At 57.6% G+C, this 23,631-nt stretch carries 22 protein-coding genes; 18 read left to right on the forward strand and 4 right to left on the reverse strand.

Annotated elements, in window-relative coordinates:
• From AC2TCY_RS07995 to AC2TCY_RS08005, 3 genes are all read left to right on the forward strand, one after another.
• On the forward strand, positions 1-1,806 hold the full coding sequence (locus AC2TCY_RS07995) for an ABCB family ABC transporter ATP-binding protein/permease (RefSeq protein WP_480846669.1): 1,806 nt from the start codon (positions 1-3) through the stop codon (positions 1,804-1,806).
• Positions 1,807-1,858: 52 nt separating this feature from the next.
• Positions 1,859-2,266, forward strand: a complete 408-nt coding sequence (locus AC2TCY_RS08000) for a DUF2147 domain-containing protein (protein WP_480846671.1) — start codon at positions 1,859-1,861, stop codon at positions 2,264-2,266.
• Positions 2,267-2,440: 174 nt separating this feature from the next.
• A complete protein-coding gene (locus tag AC2TCY_RS08005; protein WP_480846673.1) occupies positions 2,441-2,764 on the forward strand; it encodes a hypothetical protein in 324 nt (107 codons plus the stop codon).
• 49 nt (positions 2,765-2,813) lie between these two features.
• Here AC2TCY_RS08005 and AC2TCY_RS08010 read toward each other — a convergent pair whose 3' ends face one another.
• Together AC2TCY_RS08010 and AC2TCY_RS08015 are read right to left on the reverse strand one after the other, a co-directional pair.
• On the reverse strand, positions 2,814-6,605 hold the full coding sequence (locus AC2TCY_RS08010; protein WP_480846674.1) for an efflux RND transporter permease subunit: 3,792 nt from the start codon (positions 6,603-6,605) through the stop codon (positions 2,814-2,816).
• Positions 6,602-7,831, reverse strand: a complete 1,230-nt coding sequence (locus AC2TCY_RS08015) for an efflux RND transporter periplasmic adaptor subunit (protein WP_480846675.1) — start codon at positions 7,829-7,831, stop codon at positions 6,602-6,604. The genes AC2TCY_RS08010 and AC2TCY_RS08015 overlap by 4 nt, the downstream gene beginning before the upstream one ends.
• Before the next feature lie 224 nt (positions 7,832-8,055).
• On the opposite strand from AC2TCY_RS08015, the gene AC2TCY_RS08020 reads away from it, so the two are divergent.
• The 5 genes from AC2TCY_RS08020 to AC2TCY_RS08040 all read left to right on the forward strand — a co-directional run bounded on the left by AC2TCY_RS08020 (position 8,056) and on the right by AC2TCY_RS08040 (position 13,416).
• Positions 8,056-8,727 carry a hypothetical protein gene (locus AC2TCY_RS08020; protein WP_480846676.1) on the forward strand — a complete coding sequence of 224 codons (672 nt, stop codon included), beginning with the start codon at positions 8,056-8,058 and terminating at the stop codon, positions 8,725-8,727.
• 46 nt (positions 8,728-8,773) lie between these two features.
• Positions 8,774-10,096, forward strand: coding sequence for a PQQ-like beta-propeller repeat protein (locus AC2TCY_RS08025; RefSeq protein WP_480846678.1), 1,323 nt, complete (start codon positions 8,774-8,776; stop codon positions 10,094-10,096).
• Between the two features lie 48 nt (positions 10,097-10,144).
• The gene (gene der / locus AC2TCY_RS08030; RefSeq protein WP_480846679.1) at positions 10,145-11,608 is read left to right on the forward strand and encodes a ribosome biogenesis GTPase Der; all 1,464 of its coding nucleotides are present in this window, start codon (positions 10,145-10,147) and stop codon (positions 11,606-11,608) included.
• A 164-nt stretch (positions 11,609-11,772) separates the two neighbouring features.
• On the forward strand, positions 11,773-12,759 hold the full coding sequence (locus AC2TCY_RS08035) for a fatty acid desaturase (protein WP_480846680.1): 987 nt from the start codon (positions 11,773-11,775) through the stop codon (positions 12,757-12,759).
• Positions 12,760-12,849: 90 nt separating this feature from the next.
• A complete protein-coding gene (locus AC2TCY_RS08040) occupies positions 12,850-13,416 on the forward strand; it encodes a helix-hairpin-helix domain-containing protein (RefSeq protein ID WP_480846682.1) in 567 nt (188 codons plus the stop codon).
• A 51-nt stretch (positions 13,417-13,467) separates the two neighbouring features.
• Here the strand turns inward: AC2TCY_RS08040 and serS are convergent, their stop codons facing one another.
• Both serS and AC2TCY_RS08050 read right to left on the reverse strand, forming a co-directional pair.
• Positions 13,468-14,763 (reverse strand): serine--tRNA ligase, encoded by a 1,296-nt coding sequence (gene serS, locus AC2TCY_RS08045; protein ID WP_480846684.1) that lies wholly within the window; start codon positions 14,761-14,763, stop codon positions 13,468-13,470.
• A gap of 88 nt (positions 14,764-14,851) precedes the next feature.
• A complete protein-coding gene (locus AC2TCY_RS08050) occupies positions 14,852-16,513 on the reverse strand; it encodes a mechanosensitive ion channel family protein (RefSeq protein WP_480846685.1) in 1,662 nt (553 codons plus the stop codon).
• A gap of 202 nt (positions 16,514-16,715) precedes the next feature.
• On the opposite strand from AC2TCY_RS08050, the gene yajC reads away from it, so the two are divergent.
• From yajC to AC2TCY_RS08100, 10 genes are all read left to right on the forward strand, one after another.
• Complete coding sequence (yajC, locus tag AC2TCY_RS08055) at positions 16,716-17,000, forward strand: preprotein translocase subunit YajC (RefSeq protein ID WP_480846687.1); 285 nt, start codon at positions 16,716-16,718, stop codon at positions 16,998-17,000.
• Positions 17,001-17,033: 33 nt separating this feature from the next.
• Positions 17,034-18,695: a protein translocase subunit SecD gene (gene secD / locus AC2TCY_RS08060; protein ID WP_480846688.1), complete on the forward strand. Its 1,662-nt coding sequence runs from the start codon at positions 17,034-17,036 to the stop codon at positions 18,693-18,695.
• 1 nt (position 18,696) lies between these two features.
• Positions 18,697-19,665 carry a protein translocase subunit SecF gene (gene secF / locus AC2TCY_RS08065; RefSeq protein WP_480846690.1) on the forward strand — a complete coding sequence of 323 codons (969 nt, stop codon included), beginning with the start codon at positions 18,697-18,699 and terminating at the stop codon, positions 19,663-19,665.
• Positions 19,658-20,404, forward strand: coding sequence for a TSUP family transporter (locus tag AC2TCY_RS08070; RefSeq protein ID WP_480846692.1), 747 nt, complete (start codon positions 19,658-19,660; stop codon positions 20,402-20,404). The genes secF and AC2TCY_RS08070 overlap by 8 nt, the downstream gene beginning before the upstream one ends.
• 9 nt (positions 20,405-20,413) lie before the next feature.
• Positions 20,414-20,767: an Mth938-like domain-containing protein gene (locus AC2TCY_RS08075; protein ID WP_480846693.1), complete on the forward strand. Its 354-nt coding sequence runs from the start codon at positions 20,414-20,416 to the stop codon at positions 20,765-20,767.
• 67 nt (positions 20,768-20,834) lie between these two features.
• On the forward strand, positions 20,835-21,449 hold the full coding sequence (ccmA, locus tag AC2TCY_RS08080) for a heme ABC exporter ATP-binding protein CcmA (protein ID WP_480846695.1): 615 nt from the start codon (positions 20,835-20,837) through the stop codon (positions 21,447-21,449).
• The gene (gene ccmB / locus AC2TCY_RS08085; protein WP_480846697.1) at positions 21,446-22,102 is read left to right on the forward strand and encodes a heme exporter protein CcmB; all 657 of its coding nucleotides are present in this window, start codon (positions 21,446-21,448) and stop codon (positions 22,100-22,102) included. Before ccmA ends, ccmB begins: the two co-directional genes overlap by 4 nt.
• Positions 22,103-22,162: 60 nt before the next feature.
• Positions 22,163-22,936 (forward strand): heme ABC transporter permease, encoded by a 774-nt coding sequence (locus AC2TCY_RS08090; protein ID WP_480846698.1) that lies wholly within the window; start codon positions 22,163-22,165, stop codon positions 22,934-22,936.
• Positions 22,933-23,091 carry a heme exporter protein CcmD gene (gene ccmD, locus AC2TCY_RS08095; protein WP_480846699.1) on the forward strand — a complete coding sequence of 53 codons (159 nt, stop codon included), beginning with the start codon at positions 22,933-22,935 and terminating at the stop codon, positions 23,089-23,091. Before AC2TCY_RS08090 ends, ccmD begins: the two co-directional genes overlap by 4 nt.
• Positions 23,084-23,623 (forward strand): DsbE family thiol:disulfide interchange protein, encoded by a 540-nt coding sequence (locus AC2TCY_RS08100; protein WP_480846701.1) that lies wholly within the window; start codon positions 23,084-23,086, stop codon positions 23,621-23,623. Before ccmD ends, AC2TCY_RS08100 begins: the two co-directional genes overlap by 8 nt.
• Positions 23,624-23,631 lie beyond the last annotated feature (8 nt).

The raw sequence follows: 23,631 nt of genomic DNA on the forward strand, positions 1-23,631 counted from the left end.
ATGCATTCTGATGACATGCCTGAACCGGACGAGCGCCGTTCGGGCTGGCGAACCATTCGCAAAGTCGCGCCGTACCTTTGGCCCGACGACGAGCCATGGGTTAAACGCCGTGTGGTGTTGGCCATGGTCATGCTGGTTCTGGCCAAGCTGATCGCCGTCTATACACCGATCCTGTACAAAGGCGCAGTCGACGGGCTGGCGGGTGAGGGCGTGCCGCCGCTGGCGCTGGGTGCCGTCGGGCTGACAGTGGCTTACGGCGTTGCGCGGATGATGACGGTTGGATTTCAGCAGCTGCGCGATGCCCTCTTTGCGCCGGTCGGCCAACGGGCGCTGCGCGCGCTGGCGCTCGAAACCTTTCAGCACATCCACCAGCTGTCGATGCGGTACCACGTATCCCGACGCACTGGCGGTCTGAGCCGGATTATCGAGCGTGGAGTTAAAGGTGTGGAATTCCTGTTGCGCTTCATGCTGTTTTCCATTGGGCCGCTGATCCTGGAGCTGTTGCTGGTTGCGATTATCCTGATGTGGTTGTTCGACGTCTGGTACCTGGTCGTCGTAGCCGTGACCATCGCGCTCTATATCTGGTTTACCTTTGCGGTAACCGAATGGCGCGTGAAGCTGCGGCGCGAAATGAACGATCAGGACACTGAAGCCAATCAACGTGCCATCGACAGCTTGCTGAACTTCGAAACTGTCAAATATTTCAACGCGGAAAAGCGCGAAGCTGAACGGTATGACGTGTCGATGAAAGCCTATGCTGGGGCGGCGTTGAAAACGGCGTATTCGCTGGCTTTCCTGAACTTTGGCCAGTCCATGCTGATCACCGCCGGGTTGGTTGGCGTAATGGTTCTGGCTGCTTTCGGGGTGCAGAATGGGTCGTTGACTGTGGGTGATTTTGTTATGGTCAATGCCTACATGATCCAAATCACCGTGCCGTTGAACTTTCTGGGGACGGTCTACCGTGAAATCCGCCAATCTCTGGTGGATATGGGGCAGATGTTCGACCTTCTTGGTCAGCCTGCGGAGGTCACCGACAAGCCGGGCTCTCCGGACCTGAGCATCAACGGAGGTGAAGTCACGCTGGAAGATGTCCGCTTTGGATATGAGGCGGACCGAGAGATCCTTAAAGGCGTATCCCTGACTGTACCGGCGGGGCAAACTGTTGCCATTGTCGGCGCGACAGGGTCGGGGAAGTCAACCATAGGGCGGCTGTTGTTCCGGTTCTACGACGTGACGGGTGGCGCGTTGAAAATCGACGGGCAGGACGTGCGGGACGTGGCCCAGACCAGCCTGCACGCCTCGATCGGTGTGGTACCGCAGGATACGGTGCTGTTCAATGACACGATCCGCTATAACATCGCTTACGGCCGCGACGGAGCCTCGCAGGCCGATGTGGAAGCTGCCGCTAAGGCGGCCCAAATCCACGATTTTATCTCGTCGCTGCCCGAAGGTTATGAGACCACGGTGGGCGAACGTGGGCTGAAGTTGTCCGGGGGCGAGAAACAGCGCGTAGGCATCGCGCGCACCCTATTGAAGAACCCTCCGATCCTGCTGTTGGACGAGGCGACTTCGGCGTTGGACACGGATACGGAGCAGGACATCAAGGATGCACTGGCCCGTGCCGGCGAGGGGCGGACGGTGATCACGATTGCCCACCGTCTCAGCACTATTGCCGAGGCCGATCAGATTGTCGTTCTGGAACGTGGCGAAATCATCGAACAAGGCACACATGATGAGTTGCTGTTGCGCGAGGGCCGGTACGCACAGCTATGGAGTCGCCAGCAGGCTGACGCTCAGGCGGCCTGATTCAATCCTGCATTTGTGCTATGATCGGACGCGGATCAGCGGAGGACATTTTATGCGCGGATCATTGCAAAGGAAACTTACACTGGCTTTTACAGCCCTGCTACTTAGCTCGGGTCTGGCAGCAGCGGACCCGATCGAAGGCGTCTGGAAAACTGAACCTGATCGCAAGAACCTGATCTCTCATATCAAGATCGCTGCCTGTGGCGACAAGTTCTGTGGACAGATACTCTCGGCCTATGACGCGTCAGGCAAGGAAGTGCAGACGCCAAACATCGGCAAGAAGTTGTTCTGGGATGTGACCAGCGAAGGCGGGGGGAAATATGGCGGCGGTGACTTCTGGGTTCCAATGATCAATGTCGATGTTTCGCCCCAAATGACATTGTCCGGGAATTCTCTCTCCGTACGAGGGTGCGAGCATGTTGTGTGTGCGCATCAGACCTGGACACGCCTGAAACCCTGAGGTTCGGGTTTTCCCGCAACGCGCCGTGTCTCAGGGTGATTTCCGACCAATTATCTGAATCTCTGTCTTAATAAAATTCAAGTTGACCAAACCCAATGGTCGCATATTACCGAAGAACGCTAACCCCAGCACGCAGTCCGCGTGACATGAGGCACGAGTACAAGGGAAAACCTGATGAAGAAATTTTTTGCGGCACCGATGATCGGTGCATTACTTCTGGCGTCCGCGGCCCAGGCCGAAGATCTGGCGTTTTTGCTGGCGAATGAAAGCAGCGCGGACCTGGTGGGGTTCAACGTTTCACCTGCTTCTTCGGACCAATGGGAAGAAAACCTGCTGCAGGGCGATTACATCGCACCGGGATACGAGATCGATGTTCTGATCGCGGATGGGCAAACGACCTGCATCTACGACATCCGAGGGGAGTTTTCTGACGGATCGACAGCTGAAGACTACAGTTTGGATCTGTGCGAACTCGGCGAGTACGTATTCGCAGATTGATCCCAACCCTTTTATTGGAAATGGCGAGCCCTCAGGGCTCGCCATTTTTTTATTCCGCAGCCTTTAACGGATGCGAGGGGGGATCAGAAGGAGGATCGAGTTGTTCCCGATCCGTCTGGTCCTTATCGGTCGGAGCTTCGTCACCATCCCACAGGATTTCCGTGGTTTGCATGTCGCGGGCAGACCTGCCGATTGCCATGTCTTGCGCGATCTTGCTGGCCCGGCCCGCTGTCACGCGTGCCAGCAGTTTGCCCAGCCAGATGGCATATGTGGTCACCCAAACGCGCAACGCCAGGAACGACGGCGTCACGATCAGCGTCAGCACGGTGGCAATGCCCAGACCAAATACAACCGCGGTCGCAAGCTGCTTCCACCACAGCGCGGTGGGGCTGTCGATGGAGTAACCGCCGTTGATGAAGTCCAGTGACAGTCCGAACATCATTGGGGTCAGACCCGCCATCGTGGTCAGCGTGGTCAGCAGAACTGGCCGGATACGCGATTCAGCCGTGCGTATGATCGCTTCTATCCGGGGCATGTAGGTGCTGTATTCCTGGTAGGTATCGATCAGAACAATGTTGTTGTTCACCACGATCCCCGCCAGCGCCACGATGCCGGTACCGGTCATGATGATCGAGAACGGCTGTTGCATGACCATCATCCCGATCAACACCCCGGTCGTGGAAAGCACGACGGCCAGTAGAACCAGAACCGAGTTGTAGAACGAGTTGAACTGCGCCAGCAGGATCACGAACATCAGGCCCAACGCACCCATGAATGCGTTAACCAGGAAGGCACCGGATTCTTCCTGATCCTCCTGATCGCCTGTCCATTCCCAGCTGATGGTGTTGCCAAAGGGATCGCTTTGTAACCATTCCGTCAGCACGGCGATCCGCTCATTTGGGTTGATAAGCGCGAACCGGGCGTCGCCGCTGTCAATGACCGACTGCAGGGCGCCCAGGTTTTCGGCCTCGGTCAGTTGGAACAGCTCATAGTCCTGGCCATCCGCGCTGGTCACAACAGGACCCGTAGCAGTTAAGCCCTCGGCCACTTCACGTACAACAGCCAGTCGCTGTTCGCTGCCATCCGGACCGTCGATCACAACCTTGTTCAACCCGGGTTCAACATCCGCCTTAACATCATAGTAGCGTTGCTGATTCACGCGGTTGATCTCGGCAAGTTTGGGAACCGGCTGACGGCTGACAAAGTTCGACAACGGAACCAACCCGTCCGGCGTGCGCACCTTGAGCGTGTCCAACGTGGACAGAACCCGGTCATTCTCAGGCAGTCGAACGCGGATTTCGATCTCTTCATCCGTGGTGTCCGGACGCATCTCGCCCAGCAGAATGCCGCGCGTCACCAGTTGGACCATAGCGCCGACCGTTGCCACGTCTGCGCCAAAGCGGCCTGCCTTGGCGACGTCAACGTCGATCTGCCAGTCGATGCCTGGAAGGGGCAGGGTGTCTTCGATCTTGATCAGGCCGGGCGTTTGCTCGAACGCTTCACGTGCCGCGGCCGTGGCAGTGTTCAGTTCATCCCAACCTTCACCTTTGATCCTCAGATGCACCGGCTTGGCCGAAGCGGGGCCCTGCTCCAAAGGCAAGATTTCGACCACGATACCGGGCAGCTTGGCCAGTTCCGAGTTCAGCTGATCGATCACGAAATCGCCGTCATAGTCCGGCGCCACAACGTGCCGGTCGAATAGCCCGCCCAGAACCGGTTCCGAGATGTTCGGACGATCTTCCCATGGAATGATTTCGAACTGGACACGACCCACGGTATCGGCCGGAGCCTGTGCACCGCCGTTATTCTGGTTCAGACCGCCTTCGCCGGCAAACGAGAACACGTTGATCACAGCAGGATGTTCAGCGATCACCTGCTCGGCCGCCAGAACCATCTGGTCCTTTTCGGCCAAAGAAATGTTCCCGCGGGCACGGACATAGGCAGTGGCCTGTTCCGGTTCGCTTTCAACGAAGAACTCGACGCCCCGGTTGTTTTCACCATAGGCAGTCATGACCGTGAACACGGCAAAGCCAACCGCTACAAGAGAAACGATCGGCATTATCGGATTGCCGACGAGGAACTTGATGACGTAGCCGAAGGGCGTGTGTTCCTTGGCTGTGTGCACGCGCTCTTCGACATGACGTTCAATCTTGGCGGCGCTCAGGGTCACCGATCCGGCGAAGGCACCGAAGAGGAACAGCAAAGCACCGGCGAGCGAACCTCCGGGCAACAGATAATCCGGATTGAGTGTCTGCATCGCGCCAAGAAAGATCATGTACAATGATGGTGGCACCATGATCGCGCGGACCCACCAAGGCGTGCGCGCACGTAGCCAGACCGATGTATGCTCAAAAACCCGGCTGAGGCGCCCGGACACACCACCCATGACGGGCAGGTAAATCAAGGCAACGATCAGCGAGGCTGAAAGAACAAAGATCAGGGTAACCGGCAGCATGCCCATGAACTCACCCGGTACGCCGGGCCAGAACAGCATGGGCAGGAAGGCACAGAGCGTCGTCGCCGTAGACGACACGATAGGCCAGAACATCCGTTGCGCCGCCTCGACATAGGCGTGCATCGGGCCGACACCCTCTTTGATGCGTTTATCCGCGTATTCCACCACAACGATGGCACCGTCAACCAACATCCCGACGGCCAGAATCAGACCGAACATTACGATGTTCGAAATGCTGACGCCCATCACGGCGAGAAAGGCGAAACACAGCAGGAACGAGGTCGGAATCGCGAAACCAACCAGCAGTGCGGCCCGGGTGCCCAACGAGGCCAGAACCACGATCATCACCAACGCGATGGCTGTCAGAACCGAGCCTTCCAACTGGCTGACCATCGAGCCCACGATGCGGCTCTGGTCGTTCGAAGTGCCGACATCGACTGCGGCCTGCATCTCGGGCGGCCACTTGGTCTGCGCGGTTGCGACGGTTTCCTTAACCAGCGCAACGGTGTCGATAAGGTTAAAACCTTTGCGTTTGACCACCTGCAAAGCCACTGTCGGTTCGCCATCAAAGCGTGCAGTGCCTTCGCGGTCTTCGAATGTGTAATTGATCTGCGCCAGCTCACCCAGTGTTACCACTCGGTCGCCATTGACCTTAATCGGCAAGCCATAGACATCCTGTGCGGTCTTGAAGGATGAGGGGATCTTGACCGAGAATGTGCCTTGCGCTGTTTCCACCTCACCTGCAGCGATCAGTTGGTTGTTGTTTCTAACCACATTGATCAGTTCGTCAGCGGTGACGTTGTAGGCTTCAAGCCGAAGCGGGTCGATCACGACCTCGAGCATCTCGTCGCGGTTTCCGGCAATCCCGGCCTCGAGCACCGCGTCCAGCGCTTCAAGCTCGTCCTGCAAATCCTTGGCAATGCGCGCCATAGTGCGTTCGGGCACGGCGCCGGTCAGGTTGACGATGACGATGGGGAATTCCGAGAAATTGATTTCGGTCAGCGTATATTGCTCGGCCCCATCCGGAAAATCGGCCTGAGCAGTGTTCATTGCATCGCGCACGTCCGCAGTGATGGCCGTTTTGTCCCAGCCAAAATCGAATTCCAGCGCGATCCCCGCATAGCCCTCGGCAGCGGTGGCGGTCATCTCTTTGAGACCGTCCAGATCCGCCAGTTCTGTCTCCATCGGCTTGATCAGCAGGTTCTCACTGTCTTCTGCTGAAATGCCGGGGAATTGAACCGATACGAACAGGGCCGGAATCTCAATATCCGGTTCGCCCTCTTTGGGCAGGTTCACATAGGCGAACCCGCCAACAATCAGCGAAATCGCGATAAACGCAAGGACCATTCGGGCCCGGCCAGCGGCCCAGCTGACTATACCCGTCATTGCGACGCTTCCTGATAGGTGGGCGCAACTGTGACGCCACTTGTTACGAATTCCTGACCGACAACGATGACATCAGCCGTTTCCGGCAAACCGCCAACCCAGACGCCTTCTACCGTGTCACGCAGCAGTTGGATCGGCATGAAATCGACCACATTCCCGGTGCTGACAGTACGAACGCCCAACTTACCTTCATTGTTAAGGGTCAAGGCGGATTGTGGCAGCAGATGAGCCTTCACACCTTCGGCAGCGATCTGAATGTTCGCAGTCTGACCGTCCCGGATCAGCAGTTCAGGGTTTGGAACAGTGATCTCGACTTCGAAAGTGCGGGTGGTTTCATCGGCCGAGCGGCTGAGGAACGTAACGCGCCCCTCGACCTGCAATCCGGTCACCAATTGCGCCGACGCCATCGACCCGACGATGATCCGGTTCACTTCGGTTTCTGGAACAAAGCCCACCAGCTTTATCGGGTTCAGCTGAATGACCGTTGCACAGAGCGATCCGGGCTGCATAAGGCTGCCCAGCTCGGCCGCGTCACTTTCCAGAAGGCCTTTGAATGGCGCTTCGATTGTCAATCGGTCCATTTCCCGCTGGGCAGCTGCAACCGCGGCCTGAGCGGCCTCGATCCCGGCTTGTGTGGCTTCCAGTCCGGCTTCGGCGGATTTGATCCCGGCTTCCGCCGTGCTCATCTCGGCCTCGCTGGATATCCGGCGGGTTTCCGATCCGAATCCGGTTTCCGACAGTTTCCGCGCAGCTTTCAGATTGATTTCGGCCTCGGCCAACCGGGCATGAGATTCGAGCAGTCGGGCCTCGGCCTCGGGCACGCGGCTTTCTGCTTCGAGCAGGGCCGCCTTTGCCTCAGCTAGGCTTGCGGGGCGGGTGCCCGGATCAAGCTCGCACAATAGATCACCCGCTTCGACGAATGTACCTTTGCGTTTGGGTTCCGACAAAACGGTCGATACCGTCTCGGCCAGCACTTCGACCTGCCGGTTCGCTTTGGTCTGACCGCGTAGCTGTACAGCGCTGCCTATTTCGCGCGCAGTCGAACGAAGGGCCACCACACCAATGGCGCTGGGCGCCTGCGTGGATGAGGCGTCAACGGCCTCGGTTGATGTCTCGGCCTGATCGTCGCCACGACCGGCAAATGCAAATAACGCGTCGCGTTCGAACACGAGAAAAAACAATGCAATGATAACCAATACGGCGTTGACAATTGAAATCAAACGCATGTGGTGCCTTTCCAGATATTACGGCCAACCTGACATTGGCATGTGAGCCTTGAAATGGGGTCAGGTTTCCGACTTGTCCATACTAAACTGAATAGTTCGGTTTACTTTTTTTGGCAAGAGCTGCGCCTGTCAGGGCAAATGTGTAAATTCGGGCACTTGGCTTGCCGGAGGCGGCGCGGTATGACATGGCGCTAGAAAGCCAGATACTTAGCCTGGGGGCAGGGATGAGCGACGCCGACAGTTTCATTGAAGAAGTCACCGAAGAGGTGCGCCGCGACCGCATGTATCTGCTGCTGCGCCGTTGGGGCTGGGTCGGCGTTGTCGCTGTAATTGCCATTGTGGGTGGTGCTGCGTTCAACGAATACCGCAAGGCACGCGACGCCGCGCAAGCCGAGGCGCTGGGAGATGCGATTCTATCTTCGCTGGCAGAAAACGACTCTGCTGAACGGGCCGCCAGCTTAGAGGCCGTCGCAACGCTGTCGCCCGGTGGTGAAGCTGTTCTGAATATGCTGCTGTCGGCTTCGCAGATCGAGGCCGGGTCGCAAGAGGAGGCAGTGAGCAGCCTAAACGCTATCGCCACGCAAGGCGATTTGCCGGAGATCTACCGCGCGATTGCTAGCTTCAAGGCGTTGCTGCTGCAAACCGATACGCTGCCGGCCGCGGATCGTCGTCAACAGTTCGAAGCATTGGCCATACCCGGCGCGCCCTTGCGGTTGCTCGCCGAAGAGCAGCTGGCGTTGATCGACGTGGCCGAGGGCGAAACGCAGGCGGCGCTGGATCGGTTGCAGGCTTTGCGACAGGACGCGGAGGCGGGCGTTGATCTGCAGCAACGCGCCGCGCAATTGATCATCGCGTTGGGTGGCAAGCCCGAACCGGTCGCGGGACAGCAAGGCTGATCCGGCGGCAGCAACAGGGAAAAAAGACAGGCGAGTGCGAATAATTATGGTAACAAGACTTTTCTCACGCTTCGGGATGCCCGCTGCTGCGATCGCCTTTACAACGCTGAGTGCCTGTGAGGAACCCGAAGTTATTCTGCCTGGCGCGCGTGAAGACATTCGTGCCGTTGAAGATAATGAACTCGTGGAAACGCGTGGGGCCAAGCCGATCAGCTTGCCAGCGCAAACGCGGAATGCCAATTGGTCACAGAGTCCCGGAACACCTGCGTTCCGCACGACGCACGCGGCGCTCGGCGCTGCGCCGCAACGGATCTGGTCAACACCGATTGGCGCTGGGGATTCGCGTAAACAGCGGATCACAGCCGAACCCGTTATCGCAGGCGGCCTGATTTATACGCTGGATTCTGGTGCGACGGTCACAGCTGTCACGCAACAGGGGCAAGTTGCGTGGAGCACCGGTCTGATCCCACCGACCGAGAAAGACAACCAGGCGACAGGAGGGGGCCTCGCTTATGCAGATGGGGTCCTTTATGTCTCGTCCGGGTTTGGACGCCTGACAGCGCTGGATGCAACGACAGGTGCACAACGCTGGCAAAAACGGTTGAATGCGACAGGCAGCGGCGCGCCAATGGTCAGCAACGGCCTTCTCTATCTGGTGTCCGGGGACGAAACCGGCTGGGCGGTCAACACCAAGGACGGGCGCATCGCGTGGCAGATCGAAGGCACACCCAGTGTTGGTAACGTATTGGGCGCTCCGGCTCCGGTTCTGGCCTCAGATCTCGCGGTTTTTGCTTTTGGATCGGGCGATATCGCGGCCACGTTCCGCAAAGGTGGCATCCGGCGTTGGAACGCATCGGTTGCGGGTGGTCGCCGCGGTCGCGCGGCCGCTCAAGTCGTTGACGTAACCGGCGGGCCGATGGTGGTGGGTAGCTCGATCTATATCGGCAACCACTCCGGTCGCACAGTTGCCTTTGACGCAAGTTCTGGCGAGCGGAACTGGACAGCTGCCGAAGGTGCAGTGGACATGGTTTGGGTCGTGGGAAACAGCGTGTTTCTAATCAGTGACCGCAACCAGCTGGTGCGCCTGAATGCGGCGGACGGCTCGATCGTCTGGACACAGGACCTGCCGGGGTTCGTCAAGGACAAGCCGGGTCGACGGGGCGCGATCTATGCCCATTACGGTCCGATCCTGGCTGGCGGGCGAATTGTCGTAGCCTCGAACGACGGTTACCTGCGCTTCTTCAACCCAGTTGATGGCGCGCTTGTCTATCAGGCAGAAGTACCCGGTGGAGCTACCACCACGCCCGTCGTGGCCGGGCAGACACTGTACGTTGTCTCGACCAAGGGTGATCTACACGCTTTCCGTTGACGACGAGATGCGCTAAATGGCGCGTCTGAGTCTTGAAAGTTGAGTATCATGTCGCTGACCCTCGCCATCGTGGGGCGCCCGAATGTGGGCAAATCCACTCTGTTCAACCGCCTTGTGGGCAAACGTCTGGCATTGGTCGACGACCAGCCCGGCGTGACGCGCGATTTACGCGAAGGCGAAGGGCGTCTGGGCGATCTGCGATTTACCGTGATCGACACTGCGGGGCTTGAGGACGCAACCGATGACAGCCTGCAAGGCCGAATGCGGCGCCTGACCGAGCGTGCGGTGGACATGGCCGACGTATGCCTGTTTATGATCGACGCCCGCGTAGGTCTTACACCGACCGATGAGATGTTCGCCGAAATTCTGCGCAAGCGGTCCAAACATGTGATTCTGGCTGCCAATAAAGCCGAAGGCAATGCAGCGGATGCCGGTGTGCTCGAGGCTTACAACCTGGGTCTTGGGGAGCCGGTACGCCTGTCTGGCGAACATGGCGAGGGGATGACGGACCTCTATTCGCAACTGATGCCTCTGGCCGATGCTGCTGAAGAGCAGGCGGTTGATAATACGCCGGAAACAGATATCGAACTGGACGAAGACGGCGAGGGCGAAACGCCGTTGATATCGGACGCAAAGCCATTGCAGGTTGCCGTCGTTGGACGCCCGAACGCGGGAAAATCCACGCTCATCAACCAGATCATGGGCGAAGACCGGCTGTTGACTGGTCCCGAAGCAGGGATCACCCGCGATGCCATTAGCCTGCGGGTTGATTGGGCGGATCCGGACGGGGAAAGCACGCCAATGCGTATCTTTGATACGGCGGGTATGCGTAAGAAAGCCAAGGTGCAGGAAAAGCTCGAAAAGCTCTCGGTGTCGGACGGGCTGCGTGCCGTCAAATTTGCCGAGGTCGTCGTCGTACTGTTGGATGCAGAGATTCCTTTCGAGCAACAAGACTTGCGCATCGCAGATTTGGCTGAACGTGAGGGTCGCGCCGTAGTCGTCGCCGTAAATAAATGGGACGTCGAAGAGAATAAGCAGGAGAAACTGCGCGATCTCAAAGAATCATTCGAGCGTCTGTTGCCTCAATTGCGTGGCGCGCCGCTGGTCACAGTTTCAGCAAAAACAGGTCGGGGGCTAGAGCGTCTGAGGGCTGCGATCCTGCGGGCCCATGACGTCTGGAACCGTCGCGTGCCGACCGCAGCGCTGAACCGTTGGCTCACCGCCATGCTGGAACAGCACCCGCCTCCAGCCCCTCAGGGCCGCCGGATCAAGCTGCGCTATATGACACAGGCCAAGACCCGACCGCCGGGCTTCGTGGTTATGTGCTCACACCCCGACAAGATGCCGGCCAGCTACTCGCGGTATTTGGTCAATGGTTTGCGCGAGGATTTTGATATGCCCGGCACACCGATCCGGCTGACTTTGCGCGGGCAGGGCGACAAGAACCCGTATAAAGGACGCCGCAAGAAAAACGCCGGCGCACTGGCCAAACATCTCAAGGGCAAGGCGTAACTGCGCTAATTTTCAGCATTTTAGCCGCGGGGGCGTGACAGACCCCCGGCATCGCGTTAGCATTCACGTGTGTGCATTTGTTATGCGCGCGCTGCTTGTTTGCGACCAGTGCGCGCTTCAATTAAAATTGGATTTGTACCAAGCCATCGTGGAGAGAGGCCTGGATGGACCTGAGAGACTATACAAGACAATACGCTGTTCAGGATAACAGGCTGGCAGCGCTGAGTTATTTTGGAACGTTTGCGGTGTATTTCACCTCGCTTGCCTTGGCGATTATTTATGTCGATCGCTGGTACATCATGGTCCCTGTCGGCGTGGTTTTCGCCTTTTCCGCTGTACGCCTTTATGTTCTGCAACACGATTGCGGTCACCACTCTCTGTTCGAGACGCGCCAGCAAAACGAATGGGCTGGTCACGGGTTGTCGCCTTTCACCTTTGCGCCGTTCGAAGTGATGAAGCAAAACCATAACCTGCATCATTCGGGTATCGGGAATCTGGAACACCGCGAAACCGGTGAAATCCATACAATGACACTACGCGAATGGAACGCGGCGGATTGGAAAACGCGTTTGTTCTACAGGCTTTATCGCAACCCATTCATCCTGGTCCCGGCGGGGGCGTTATTTACCTATTTCATCCGTTACCGCTGGCCGAAAAACACGGTTAGGTTCGGGGTAAAGGGTGTATTGCTGCACAACCTGTCGATCGCCGTCTTTCTGGGGCTGCTGTTTTTGATCGCCGGAACCACGGGCATTCTGGTCTGGCTGGTGTTTTCTCTTCTGGGCGGAATGTTGGGTGTGTTCCTCGTCTATTTGCAACACAATTTCGAGGACACCTATTGGGACCGCCGTCCGGACCTGGACCCGAAACTGGCGGCGCTGCAGGGCTCGTCCGCGCTGGATTTTGGCTGGTGGTTCGATAACGCTGTGGCCTGTATCACGTTGCACGACATCCATCACTTCAACGCGCGCATTCCGTCCTACCGGCTGCGTGCATGCCACTATAATCTGCCGCCTGAATACACTCCGCGCCGGATCAAATTCCCCGAGGCCGTGGCGGCTTTGAACCTCAAGCTTTGGGATGAAGACACGAAACGTCTTGTTCCCTTCCCAAAAAAGACGTCGGATCAGCAACTGGCCCGTAGCGGCTGAAGTGACGCAAGCCCGGCGGCTGTACGTTCTTGTGAAAATGAATATGCCACGTACACACGTGGATATGAGGAGACAACGAAAGGACCCGCAATGACCGCAGTAACAAACGTGCGCGGCGTAGGAAAAACGCTGGCACAGGCATTGAGCGCAATTGGCTACAAAACTGCTGAAGATCTGGCCAAAGCGAAGCCCGAGGAACTGGTCAATGTCCCTCGCATCGGTGCCGCAAGAGCTTCTTCTCTGATCGCGGCGGCACAAGAGGCCGCGGGTGCAAAGCCTGTGGTCAAGCCAGCCACACGGCGCGCGCCCGCTCGCAAACCGGCTACGCGAAAACCAGTAGCTCGTCGAACAGCTTCACGGAAAACGGCAGCCGCGCAAAAGGCCGAGGCTGAACGCAAAGCGGCAGAGGAACGCGCGGCGGCTGAACTGGCAGCCGCCGAAGCCAAAGCCAAGAAAAAGGCGAAAGCCAAGGCCAAAGCCGAGAAGGCCGCCAAAAAGAAGTCGGAGATGGAAGCCGCCTTCAAGAAGGCCAAGGAAAAGATCAAAGAAAAGTCCAAGAAAGATAAAAAGGACAAGAAGTCGAAGAAGGACGACAAAAAGAAAACGGACAAAAAGAAGTCGCACGGTAAGAAAGACAAGAAAAAAGCGAAGAAGTAATCCTTCTTCGCCTCGTTCGGTAAAGGTCGGCGCCCTTACGGGCCGCCGGTTTTATTGTGCCAGGGTTCCGTCCAGCTGCAGCGTCAGCTTGCCGCCCAGATAGGGGGACAGAACTTTGGGCAAGGTAACCGTGCCATCCGAGTTCTGACCGTTCTCCAGCACAGCAATCAGGCAGCGCCCAACCGCCAACCCCGAGCCGTTCAGTGTGTGAACATATTCCGGCTTGCCGCCAGCCTCGGGACGGAAACGAGCGTTCATACGGCGGGCCTGAAAATCACCGGTGGTCGAGACCGAGCTGATCTCGCGATAGGTGTTTTGTCCAGGCAGCCACGCCTCGATATCGAAGGTCCTGCGCGCGCCGAATCCCATGTCGCCAGTGCACAGAACAACGGTGCGATAGGGGATACCCATCTGTTCCAGCAGATCCTCGGCGCAGCGCAGCATGCGCTTTTGTTCATCGTCGGATTTGTCTGGATGGGTAACCGACACCATCTCGACCTTTTCGAACTGATGCTGACGCAGCATTCCGGCCGTGTCTTTGCCCGCGCTGCCGGCCTCAGACCTGAAACAGACCGTGTGTGCGGTCTTACGGATGGGCAGGGCAGCTTCGTCCAGAATGTCACCTGCCACCGAATAGGTCAGTGTGACCTCGGAGGTCGGGATCAGCCACCACCCATTCGTTGTTTGATAGCTATCATCGCCGAACTTCGGCAACTTGTCGGTGCCATACATCGCCTCATCGCGGACCAGCACGGGTGTCTGGGTTTCAGTCAGCCCGTTCTTATCGATGTGCGTGTCGAGCATGAATTGCGCCAGCGCACGGTGAATGCGGGCGACGCCTTTGGACAGGTTCACAAAGCGGCTGCCGCTGGTCTTGGCAGCGGTTTCGAAATCCATGGCCGCTGCGACGGCTGGGATGTCGTAGTGCTCTTTCGGCGTAAAATCGAACTCGCGCGGTGTGCCCCAGCGATTGACCTCGACATTGTCATCTTCGTCTGCGCCCTGAGGAACATCATCGGCGGGAAGGTTGGCAATGCGAGCCAGCTGATCGGTTAGCAGAGCGTCCAGATCCTTGGCTTCGGTTTGCATCCGAGCCACTTCGGCCTTTTTCTCAGCCACCAGTGCGCGCAGACGTTCGAACTCGGCCTCGTCGCCGCGCCCTTTGGCGGCACCGACTTCTTTCGACGCTTTGTTCTGTTCAGCTTGCGCAGTTTCAGCGGCAAGAATTTTGGCGCGACGGCTTTCGTCCAGCCGCAGAAGGTCCGACGACACCGGCGCGTCCCCACGGCGCGCAAGGGCGGCGTCGAAGGCATCGGGGTTTTCGCGAATGGCGCGGATGTCGTGCATGTCTCAGATCCTTAAATGCGGGAATCACTAAATCCGCTTATGCACCATCTGGCGGGCAGGGTGTAGCTGCAGGATACGCAAAATATGCTTACTTCCCGGCATCCTCGCCGGAGTTGTGCGCCAAGTGGCCATCCCATGCCTCAGAGGGGATTTTCGGCTCGGGCGGGTCCGCCATGTAGGATGGGGTCATGATCTGAACATTGTTCTCGTTAAACACAGCGACGATATTGCGATGCAGGTCTGACCGGATCTTAGGAATGATGCTGCCGCGGGTTGTGTAGCCGTTGATCTGATAGTTGATCGCGTAATCTGCCAGCGCGGTCCAAAGAACGAAGGGTTCCGGCTTGTTCTTGATCCCCTTTGTCCGACAAGCTGCTTCGATCAGCATTGCCTCAACTTTCTCGGGCGGTTCTTCGTAACCGATCCCCACCGTGGTGTGGAGTAAAAGCCCGCTTCCATCCGTCTTCTTCGAGAAATTGATAACGTCAGAGTTCATCAGCTGTGCGTTGGGTATCGAGATGAGTTCATTCTTGATGGATTTCAGGTGTGTTTCCATCAGCTTGATCTGCACGACGTCACCAATATGATCGCCGATCTGGATTCGATCCCCAATCGAAGTGGATCTGCGGTAGATGACGAAAAGACCGGCCAGCATGTTGCTCACAACGGAGTTCGCACCAAGGGACAGCATCGCGCCCACCAAAATTGTCAGGCCCTGAAACGCGGCGGAGTCCGATCCGGGAATATAGGGTACTGCGAACACCAGTGCGATAAGAATGACTATGACCCGTGCGATATTGAAGGTCGGGTTCACCCAATGTTTTTCAAAGTCGCCCAGATCAAACGTTCCGGCTTCGACTGCGTCAAAGAAAACGCGCATACCCTTGATGACATACATGGTAACCCACGTGATCAAACCCAGCATGATCAGGTTTGGCAGATAGCTGAAGATGCCTTTGGCGATTTGCAGGACCGGTTCGGTCAGATAAGTCAGCAAAATCTGGGCAAAATACCGAGTTTCGGCAAAAGCCAGTAGGATGAAGGACAGGTAATAATAAAACCCTAGAAAGAAGATGGTTAGCAGAAAAAAATTCAGACCGTAGCGGATCAGCGCGGCCATTGCCTCGGCCTGTACAGTTTCGGCCGTAGCGGTTTCGACGTCTTTCAGATACCGCCGAACGAACCGCAAGGTACGCCGTCTGATCCGGCGATGCAGCCATAGGATCACTACGACAAACAAGGCAAATGCAAGCGTCCAACCGGCTGCTTCAATCGCGCCGGACACGCGCGCCTTGTCGGTTCGGTTGGCGCGGTAGGCTTCAATGGATTCCTTGATTGCATTGCCGTGCAACAAACTCAGAACGCTGAGTTCCATTTGGTCCAACTCGGAGTCTGCGTCCGTCACGATCGAGATTCTGGTGCCGTCAGCCAGAATCCGAATTCCAAACTCGGTCTCTTCAAAGGTAATTACTACGGTCTTGGCATCAGAGGCTTCGGCGACTTCAATGATCTTGTTCTGCACATCCTCTGCGCGCTCGGGGGCGGGCAGGGCGCTAGAGCCGCGGAGCTGGAACAGGGTTTCCCCATCCACAATAACCGGGGCCATGAATTCATCCGATTCCTCGGCTTCGGTTTCAGCAATGACAGGGGGCACTTCCTGTGCCGAAACCGGACTGACAAGCCATAACCCCAACGCCAGCGAAGCCAGAAAATAAGACAGCAAAAGGAAAGGCTTGAATGGTTTTGTCATTTGTCCCCCTATGCAGTGACTATACTCAACTTGACTGATGTGCCTAGGACATATCTGCAACGGTTTGCCTGATCCTGCAGGGCCGCAGGGACGCCGCCGCACATTGCGGTGCCGCCTTTGCTTGCAAACGTCTGGTTCAAGGCATAGGTTCCCGCCAAATTTGCGGAGAGCCCTCCGCAACACCAGAACAAAGGAATATCCCATGGAAGGTGGCGCAATCGCCCAGTTTCTCCCGCTGATCCTGATTTTCGCAATCATGTATTTCCTGCTGATCCGACCGCAGCAAAAGAAAATGAAGGAACACAAGGCCATGGTCGACGCGCTGCGTCGTGGAGATCAGGTCGTCACGCAGGGTGGTTTGATCGGCAAGGTCGCCAAGGTCAAAGATGACGGCGAGGTTGAGGTCGAGATTGCAGAGGGCGTCAAGGTGCGCGTTGTTCAGGCAACCATTTCTCAGGTCCTGAACAAGACAGAACCGGCGAAGTAAGTTCGCACTGCAATCCCTTGAAAAGGCAGGGTAATGCTGCAAATTGACACCTGGAAGCGGGTTCTGATCTGGTCGGTCTGTGTGATCGGCCTGCTCATGGCCCTGCCGAATGCGTTTTATACGCGCGTCGAGCAATCGAACGACGCCAAGGCTGCTATCGAGCTTGGTATCGACACCCCCGAAATGCAGGCCGAGGCGGGGCAATGGCCGAACTGGCTGCCGTCGTCACTGGTTAATCTTGGCCTCGATCTTCGGGGCGGCGCGCATCTTTTGGCCGAAGTTCAGGTCGGCGATGTCTACGAATCCCGGATGGAGGCAATGTGGCCTGAAATCCGCGATGCGCTGCGGGACGAACGGGCGACAGTGGGCACCATCCGCAAGCAACCGTCGGACCCGGATGAGATTCGGATCAAAATCAGCCAACCCGAGGGCATGTCACGCGCGCTGGAAGTCGTGCGTGGTCTGGCCCGTCAGGTACAGACCCTGACCGGCGTTGGCGCAACCGATATCGAGGCGCGGGCTGAAGGCGATACGATCGTCGTGCAACTTTCCGAAGCCGAAAAACTGGCATCGGACGACCGCACCGTACGTCAATCGCTGGAGATCGTCCGCCGCCGGATCGATGAGGTAGGCACGCGCGAACCGACCATTCAGCGCCAAGGCACCGATCGTATCCTGATCCAGGTGCCGGGCATCGGAAGTGCAGGTGAGCTGAAAGAGATCATCGGCACCACGGCCCAGCTGACCTTCAACCCGGTCGCCGGGCGTGGCACCGACCCGGACGCCGTACCGGGGATAGGTGAAAAAATTGTACCCTCGATCGACGAAAACGGGGTGTTTTACACGATCGAATCCGCCCCCGTCGTGACCGGTGAGGAATTGGTGGACGCGCAACCCTCGTTTGACCAGAACGGTCGCCCGGCGGTCAGTTTCCGGTTCAATACTTCTGGTGCCCGCAAATTCGGTGATTACACGCTGGATAACATCGGCGCACCTTTTGCCATTGTTCTGGATGACGAAGTGATCTCGGCCCCTGTAATCCAAAGCCATATTCCGGGCGGCTCGGGTATCATCACTGGTAACTTCACTGTCGAGGAAAGCACCAATCTAGCCGTTCTTCTACGTGCCGGTGCCCTGCCTGCGGGGCTGGAATTCCTCGAAGAACGCACCATCGGCCCCGAACTGGGGCAGGACAGTATTGATGCGGGCAAGGTGGCAACCATCGTGGCCTTTGTTGCCGTTTTGACTTTCATGGCACTCAGTTATGGAATGTTCGGTATCTTCGCCAACATTGCGTTGATCATCAATGTGGGCCTGCTGTTTGGTCTGCTGTCGATGATCGGGGCCACGCTGACCCTTCCGGGTATCGCCGGTATCGTTCTGACGGTCGGTATGGCCGTCGATGCAAACGTGCTGATCTTTGAGCGTATCCGAGAAGAACTGAAGTCTGCCAAGGGGCCGGCAAGGGCGATCGAGCTTGGTTATGAAAAGGCATTGTCTGCTATTCTGGATGCCAACGTGACGACCTTCATCACTGCTGTGATCCTGTTTGCGATGGGTAGTGGTCCTGTGCGCGGCTTTGCCATCACTCTGGGCCTGGGCATTCTGACTTCGGTTTTCACTGCGATCTTTGTGACGCGTCTGATAATCGTGATGTGGTTCGAACGCCGCCGACCGAAAATGATCGAGGTTTGACATGAGACTAAAACTCGTACCCGAAAACACCTCGTTCGATTTCTTCAGCCGCTGGAAGATCTGGCTGGGCATTTCCGGTCTGATGATGGTCGTGGCCTTCACGTCTTTCATGCTGCAGGGGCTGAACTTCGGCATCGACTTCCGGGGTGGCACCACAATTCGGACGCAATCCACGCAAGAGATCGATGTCGGCGCGTATCGCGGTGCCATCGCGCCGTTGGAGCTTGGGGACGTGACCATTACCGAGATTTTCGACCCGACCTTTGGTCCGGATGAAAACGTCGCAATGATCCGCATTCAGGCTCAGGAGGGTGCCGAGGCCGTGTCGGCGGCGACAATCGTGGCGGTTGAAGAGGCTCTGACGGTTGCCGCTCCGGATATCGAATTCGTGTCGGTGGAATCAGTAGGCCCCAAGGTTTCGGGTGAATTGATCCAGACAGCCGTCCTTGCCGTGACTTTGGCGATCGGAGCAGTACTGGTCTATATCTGGCTGAGATTCGAATGGCAGTTCGCGTTGGGCGCGGTGGCTGCTTTGGTGCATGACGTGCTTCTGACCATCGGGATCTTTTCCGAGCTGCAGATACGGTTCGATCTTGCCATTATTGCGGCGCTTTTGACTATCGTCGGCTACTCGCTGAACGACACCGTGGTTGTGTTCGACCGCGTGCGCGAGAACTTGCGGAAGTACAAGAAGAAAGACCTCAAAGAGGTCCTGAACATCTCGATCAACGAAACGCTCAGCCGGACTGTGATGACATCGGTTACGACTCTGCTGGCGTTGATCTCGCTTTATGTGCTGGGCGGGGACGTGATCCGCGGATTCGTCTTTGCGATGATCTGGGGCGTGATCATAGGGACATACTCCTCGGTTTTCGTGGCGTCGACGATCCTGCTGTGGCTCGGCGTCAAGCGCGACTGGTCCAAACCGTCGAACACGGCGGGCAACCAGTTTGCCAACGTCGATGCCTGAGTTTTTTGGCCAGCCCCCCTTGGGGCTGGCCTTCATCGCACTCGCCGCGCTCATGGGCGGTCTGGTGCGAGGATTTTCCGGCTTCGGAACGGCACTGATCTTTCTGCCGGTCGCAGGCCAATACCTGAGCCCGTTTAACGCACTAATTGCGCTGACTTTCATGGATATGTTCGGCCCGCTGCCGAACTTGCGCCGCGCATGGAATGATGTCAGCAAGCCCGACCTTGCGCGATTGCTGGTCGGTTGCGCTGTAGTCTTACCGGCTGGGCTGTGGTTGCTAACGCAAGTTTCGCCCGAAGCCTTCCGTTACGCGGTCAGTCTGATCTCGCTGTCCATGGTGTTGATCCTGATCCTCGGTCTGCGCTACCGCGGCGCAGTGTCACGCGGAATGGTTGCCTTCATTGGCGGCGTGGCAGGGTTTTTGGGTGGGATTGCGGGTATCCCTGGTCCAGCGGTTATTCTGTTCTACATGGCGCGTCCACTGCCGGTTGAAGTGATCCGGGCCACCATATTCCTGTTTCTGTTTGCCTTCGATTTTCTGATCCTTGGGTATCTGTCGGGAATGGGTCGCGTAACCCTTGCTGCCGCTGGGCTCGGTCTTTTTCTGGCCATTCCGAATATGGCCGGGAATTGGATGGGCGGGTGGTTGTTCCGACCCGAACGGGAAGGGCTGTACCGGGGCGCTTCATATCTTGCGATTGCGGCAGCGGCCTTGTCCGGCCTGCCGCTTTGGGGCTAGAAGAACCACATGCGATTGAATGAGATCACCTATAACAACGCCGTTCCGATCGACGGCTATGGCCCGGGCTTTTTCCGTATTGGCGGCCAGGTTCATGAGGGGCCTGTCCTGACCGGGCCCACTGGCACCGCCAACTGGGGCGGATACTCTGATCAGGTACCCTTGCTTGATTTGTCCGACCATGTGGATGTTCTGTTCATTGGTACCGGTACGGATCTGTCCCATATCCCAGCGGACCTACGAAACGCACTGGAAGAGGCCGGGGTGGGCGTTGAGACCATGAACTCGCCAGCAGCTTGCCGTACTTATAATGTGCTGTTGTCTGAAGGTCGCCGTATCGCTGCGGCTCTGATACCGGTTTGAGCTACGGGTGCCACCTGCGGCAAATCCGACCTTTTGCCTGTGACAGCAATCGGCTAAGCGGAACCTCATGACACTGACCGTAACCGATCTGGCCATCACCCGTGGCGGCATTCCCGTACTCGAAGCGCTGAACTTTGTCCTGGAGCCGGGCAAGGCCCTGATTTTGCGCGGGCCAAACGGCATCGGAAAAACAACTTTGCTGCGGACTCTGGCGGGGCTGCAGCCACCGTTACAAGGCCGGATTGAGGGTGCCGAGGATCAGATTGCATACGCCTCTCATTCCGATGGGCTAAAGCCCACGCTGACCGTGACCGAGAATCTCACGTTTTGGGCGGCTGTTTTTGGCACAAAAAGCATTCAGCCTGCGCTGGACGCGTTCGATCTGAACGAACTGTCGGACAGGCACGCGGGCAATCTGTCTGCAGGGCAAAAGCGGCGGCTAGGTCTGGCGCGGATGCTGGTGACAGGGCGGCCGATTTGGATGCTGGACGAACCAACGGTTTCGCTCGACCGCAATGCCGTTCAGATGTTCGCAAATGCTGTACGCTCACACTTGGGGCAGGGCGGCTCGGCGCTGATTGCCACCCATATCGACCTCGGGCTGGACGGTGAGGTGCTGGATGTCGGCCACAACAAGGCCAAGCCGAAACCCATCGACGACTTTGACGGAGGTTTCCTGTGATCGCCCTGTTGCTGCGCGACTTGAAACTGGCCTTCCGCGCGGGCGGAGGATTTGGTCTGGGTCTGGCATTTTTCCTGATCGTTACCGTGCTTGTACCGTTCTCGGTTGGTCCGCAATCCTCGCTGCTGTCGACCATCTCGCCGGGTGTGCTGTGGCTGGGCGCGCTTCTGGCCTGCCTGCTGTCGCTGGATCGCCTGCTGGCGCTGGATTGGGAAGATGGATCGCTGGATCTGCTTGCCACCGCCCCTTTGCCGTTGGAATCGGTTGTGACGATCAAGGCGCTGGCCCATTGGCTGACCACCGGCTTGCCGCTGGTCCTGGCCGCTCCGTTTCTAGGCGTGCTGTTGAATTTGCCAGTGCCGGGGTTCTTCTGGTTGGTGATCTCCTTGCTGATCGGCACTCCGGCCATGAGCGTCATCGGTACCTTTGGTGCGGCTCTGACGGTCGGTCTGAAGCGCGGCGGACTGCTGCTTTCTCTTTTGGTTCTGCCCCTTTATGTCCCGACGCTGATCTTTGGTGCCGAGGTCGCCCGTCGCGGTGCTACAGGCATGGAAACGCAAACTCCGTTGCTGATGCTGGCCGGGATCACCGCTGCGACCGTCGCGCTGCTGCCCTTTGCCAGCGCTGCGGTATTGCGCATCAATCTTCGTTAACACGATCAATCTTGACTGAGGTCAATTGAGAACACCACAGAGTCGGACTAGATAAGGCCCATGTCTATCGCAGCCAAAGCCAACGCCCTCTGGGAATACGCCAACCCGAGGAAGTTCCTCGCCACCAGCGAGCGGATACTGCCGTTCTTCTGGATCACTTCTGCCGTCTGTCTGGCTGTGGGGTTGACCTGGGGGTTCTTCTTCACGCCGGACGATTACAAGCAGGGATCGACGGTCAAGATCATCTACCTGCATGTACCTGCGGCACTGATGGCGATCAATTGCTGGCTGATGATGCTGGCGACGTCGCTGGTGTGGCTGGTACGGCGCCATCATGTCAGCGCATTGGCCGCGCGTGCCGCGGCCCCGATCGGTATCGTCATGACCCTGATTGCGTTGGCAACGGGGGCTATCTGGGGCCAGCCAATGTGGGGCACTTGGTGGGCTTGGGATCCACGCCTGACTTCATTCCTGATCCTGTTTTTGTTCTACTTGGGCTATGTCGCGCTTTGGGAAGCCATTGAAGACCCTGATACCGCTGCCGATCTGACTTCGGTCCTGTGTCTTGTCGGCTCGGTCTTTGCTTTGCTCAGCCGTTACGCGGTGAACTTCTGGAATCAGGGCTTGCATCAGGGGGCTTCGGTCATGCGGACCGCCGCAGTGACTGGTGCAGATACCGAGGAAAAGGTTAGCAATATCTACTTCTACCCTCTGCTTCTGTGTATCGTTGGCTTTGTACTGCTGTTCATTGCGCTGGTGTTCTATCGCACCGGCACTGAAATTCGGGCGCGCCGGATCAAGGCGTTGCTTGCACGGGAAAGGGTGAACGCATGATTCCCGATCTGGGCAAATATTCTGACACGGTCCTGTCAGCCTATGGGGCGTCAATCTTACTGCTGATTGCTTTGGTGGTTTTCAGCGTGATGCGAGGTCGCAAGGTTCGGGCAGAGATGGAGAAGGTCGAGCAGAGGATGACTCGCAATGGCTAAGATCTCACCCCTGATGATTGCGCCGCCGCTGATCTTCGGCGCCTTCGCTGTTCTGGCGGGGATCGGTATGTTTCGCGACGATCCGAATTCACTGCCTTCTGCCCGCGAAGGTCAGCCAGCACCGCCGGTGGTCCTGACTGAGTTTGCCGGCAAACCTGGCTTTGATGATGAAACGCTGCGCGATGGCGAGGTAAAGCTGGTCAACTATTGGGCCAGCTGGTGCGCACCATGCAGGGTTGAGCATCCCAACCTTCAGGCGCTGTCGGACGAAGGTATTCCGGTCTATGGCATCAACTACAAGGACAAGTTGGACAATGCCGAGGCCTTCCTGACGGAATTGGGCGACCCCTACCGGGCCATAGGTCGGGATGAAAAAGGCCGCATGGGCCTCGACTGGGGCGTTTACGGCGTTCCGGAAACCTATGTGATCGACGGTGACGGAACGATTATCTTAAGGTTTGCCGGCCCGGTTACACAGCGTGTGATCGAAAATACGATCCGACCAGCTCTGGAGAAAGCTGCGGGCGGCTGACAACCAGC

Source organism: Ruegeria sp. HKCCD7181 (genome assembly GCF_057221055.1).

Excerpts from the sequence above, each read along its gene's own strand:
- AC2TCY_RS08005 (WP_480846673.1), top strand. The coding sequence starts at position 2,441 with ATGAAGAAATTTTTTGCGGCACCGATGATCGGTGCATTACTTCTGGCG.
- AC2TCY_RS08075 (WP_480846693.1), top strand. The coding sequence starts at position 20,414 with ATGCGATTGAATGAGATCACCTATAACAACGCCGTTCCGATCGACGGC.
- secF (WP_480846690.1), top strand. The coding sequence starts at position 18,697 with ATGAGACTAAAACTCGTACCCGAAAACACCTCGTTCGATTTCTTCAGC.
- AC2TCY_RS07995 (WP_480846669.1), top strand. The coding sequence starts at position 1 with ATGCATTCTGATGACATGCCTGAACCGGACGAGCGCCGTTCGGGCTGG.
- yajC (WP_480846687.1), top strand. The coding sequence starts at position 16,716 with ATGGAAGGTGGCGCAATCGCCCAGTTTCTCCCGCTGATCCTGATTTTC.
- AC2TCY_RS08070 (WP_480846692.1), top strand. The coding sequence starts at position 19,658 with ATGCCTGAGTTTTTTGGCCAGCCCCCCTTGGGGCTGGCCTTCATCGCA.
- ccmD (WP_480846699.1), top strand. The coding sequence starts at position 22,933 with ATGATTCCCGATCTGGGCAAATATTCTGACACGGTCCTGTCAGCCTAT.
- AC2TCY_RS08100 (WP_480846701.1), top strand. The coding sequence starts at position 23,084 with ATGGCTAAGATCTCACCCCTGATGATTGCGCCGCCGCTGATCTTCGGC.
- AC2TCY_RS08010 (WP_480846674.1), bottom strand. The coding sequence starts at position 6,605 with ATGACGGGTATAGTCAGCTGGGCCGCTGGCCGGGCCCGAATGGTCCTT.
- ccmA (WP_480846695.1), top strand. The coding sequence starts at position 20,835 with ATGACACTGACCGTAACCGATCTGGCCATCACCCGTGGCGGCATTCCC.
- secD (WP_480846688.1), top strand. The coding sequence starts at position 17,034 with ATGCTGCAAATTGACACCTGGAAGCGGGTTCTGATCTGGTCGGTCTGT.
- AC2TCY_RS08025 (WP_480846678.1), top strand. The coding sequence starts at position 8,774 with ATGGTAACAAGACTTTTCTCACGCTTCGGGATGCCCGCTGCTGCGATC.
- AC2TCY_RS08035 (WP_480846680.1), top strand. The coding sequence starts at position 11,773 with ATGGACCTGAGAGACTATACAAGACAATACGCTGTTCAGGATAACAGG.
- AC2TCY_RS08020 (WP_480846676.1), top strand. The coding sequence starts at position 8,056 with ATGAGCGACGCCGACAGTTTCATTGAAGAAGTCACCGAAGAGGTGCGC.
- der (WP_480846679.1), top strand. The coding sequence starts at position 10,145 with ATGTCGCTGACCCTCGCCATCGTGGGGCGCCCGAATGTGGGCAAATCC.
- AC2TCY_RS08015 (WP_480846675.1), bottom strand. The coding sequence starts at position 7,831 with ATGCGTTTGATTTCAATTGTCAACGCCGTATTGGTTATCATTGCATTG.
- serS (WP_480846684.1), bottom strand. The coding sequence starts at position 14,763 with ATGCACGACATCCGCGCCATTCGCGAAAACCCCGATGCCTTCGACGCC.
- AC2TCY_RS08000 (WP_480846671.1), top strand. The coding sequence starts at position 1,859 with ATGCGCGGATCATTGCAAAGGAAACTTACACTGGCTTTTACAGCCCTG.
- AC2TCY_RS08050 (WP_480846685.1), bottom strand. The coding sequence starts at position 16,513 with ATGACAAAACCATTCAAGCCTTTCCTTTTGCTGTCTTATTTTCTGGCT.
- AC2TCY_RS08040 (WP_480846682.1), top strand. The coding sequence starts at position 12,850 with ATGACCGCAGTAACAAACGTGCGCGGCGTAGGAAAAACGCTGGCACAG.
- AC2TCY_RS08090 (WP_480846698.1), top strand. The coding sequence starts at position 22,163 with ATGTCTATCGCAGCCAAAGCCAACGCCCTCTGGGAATACGCCAACCCG.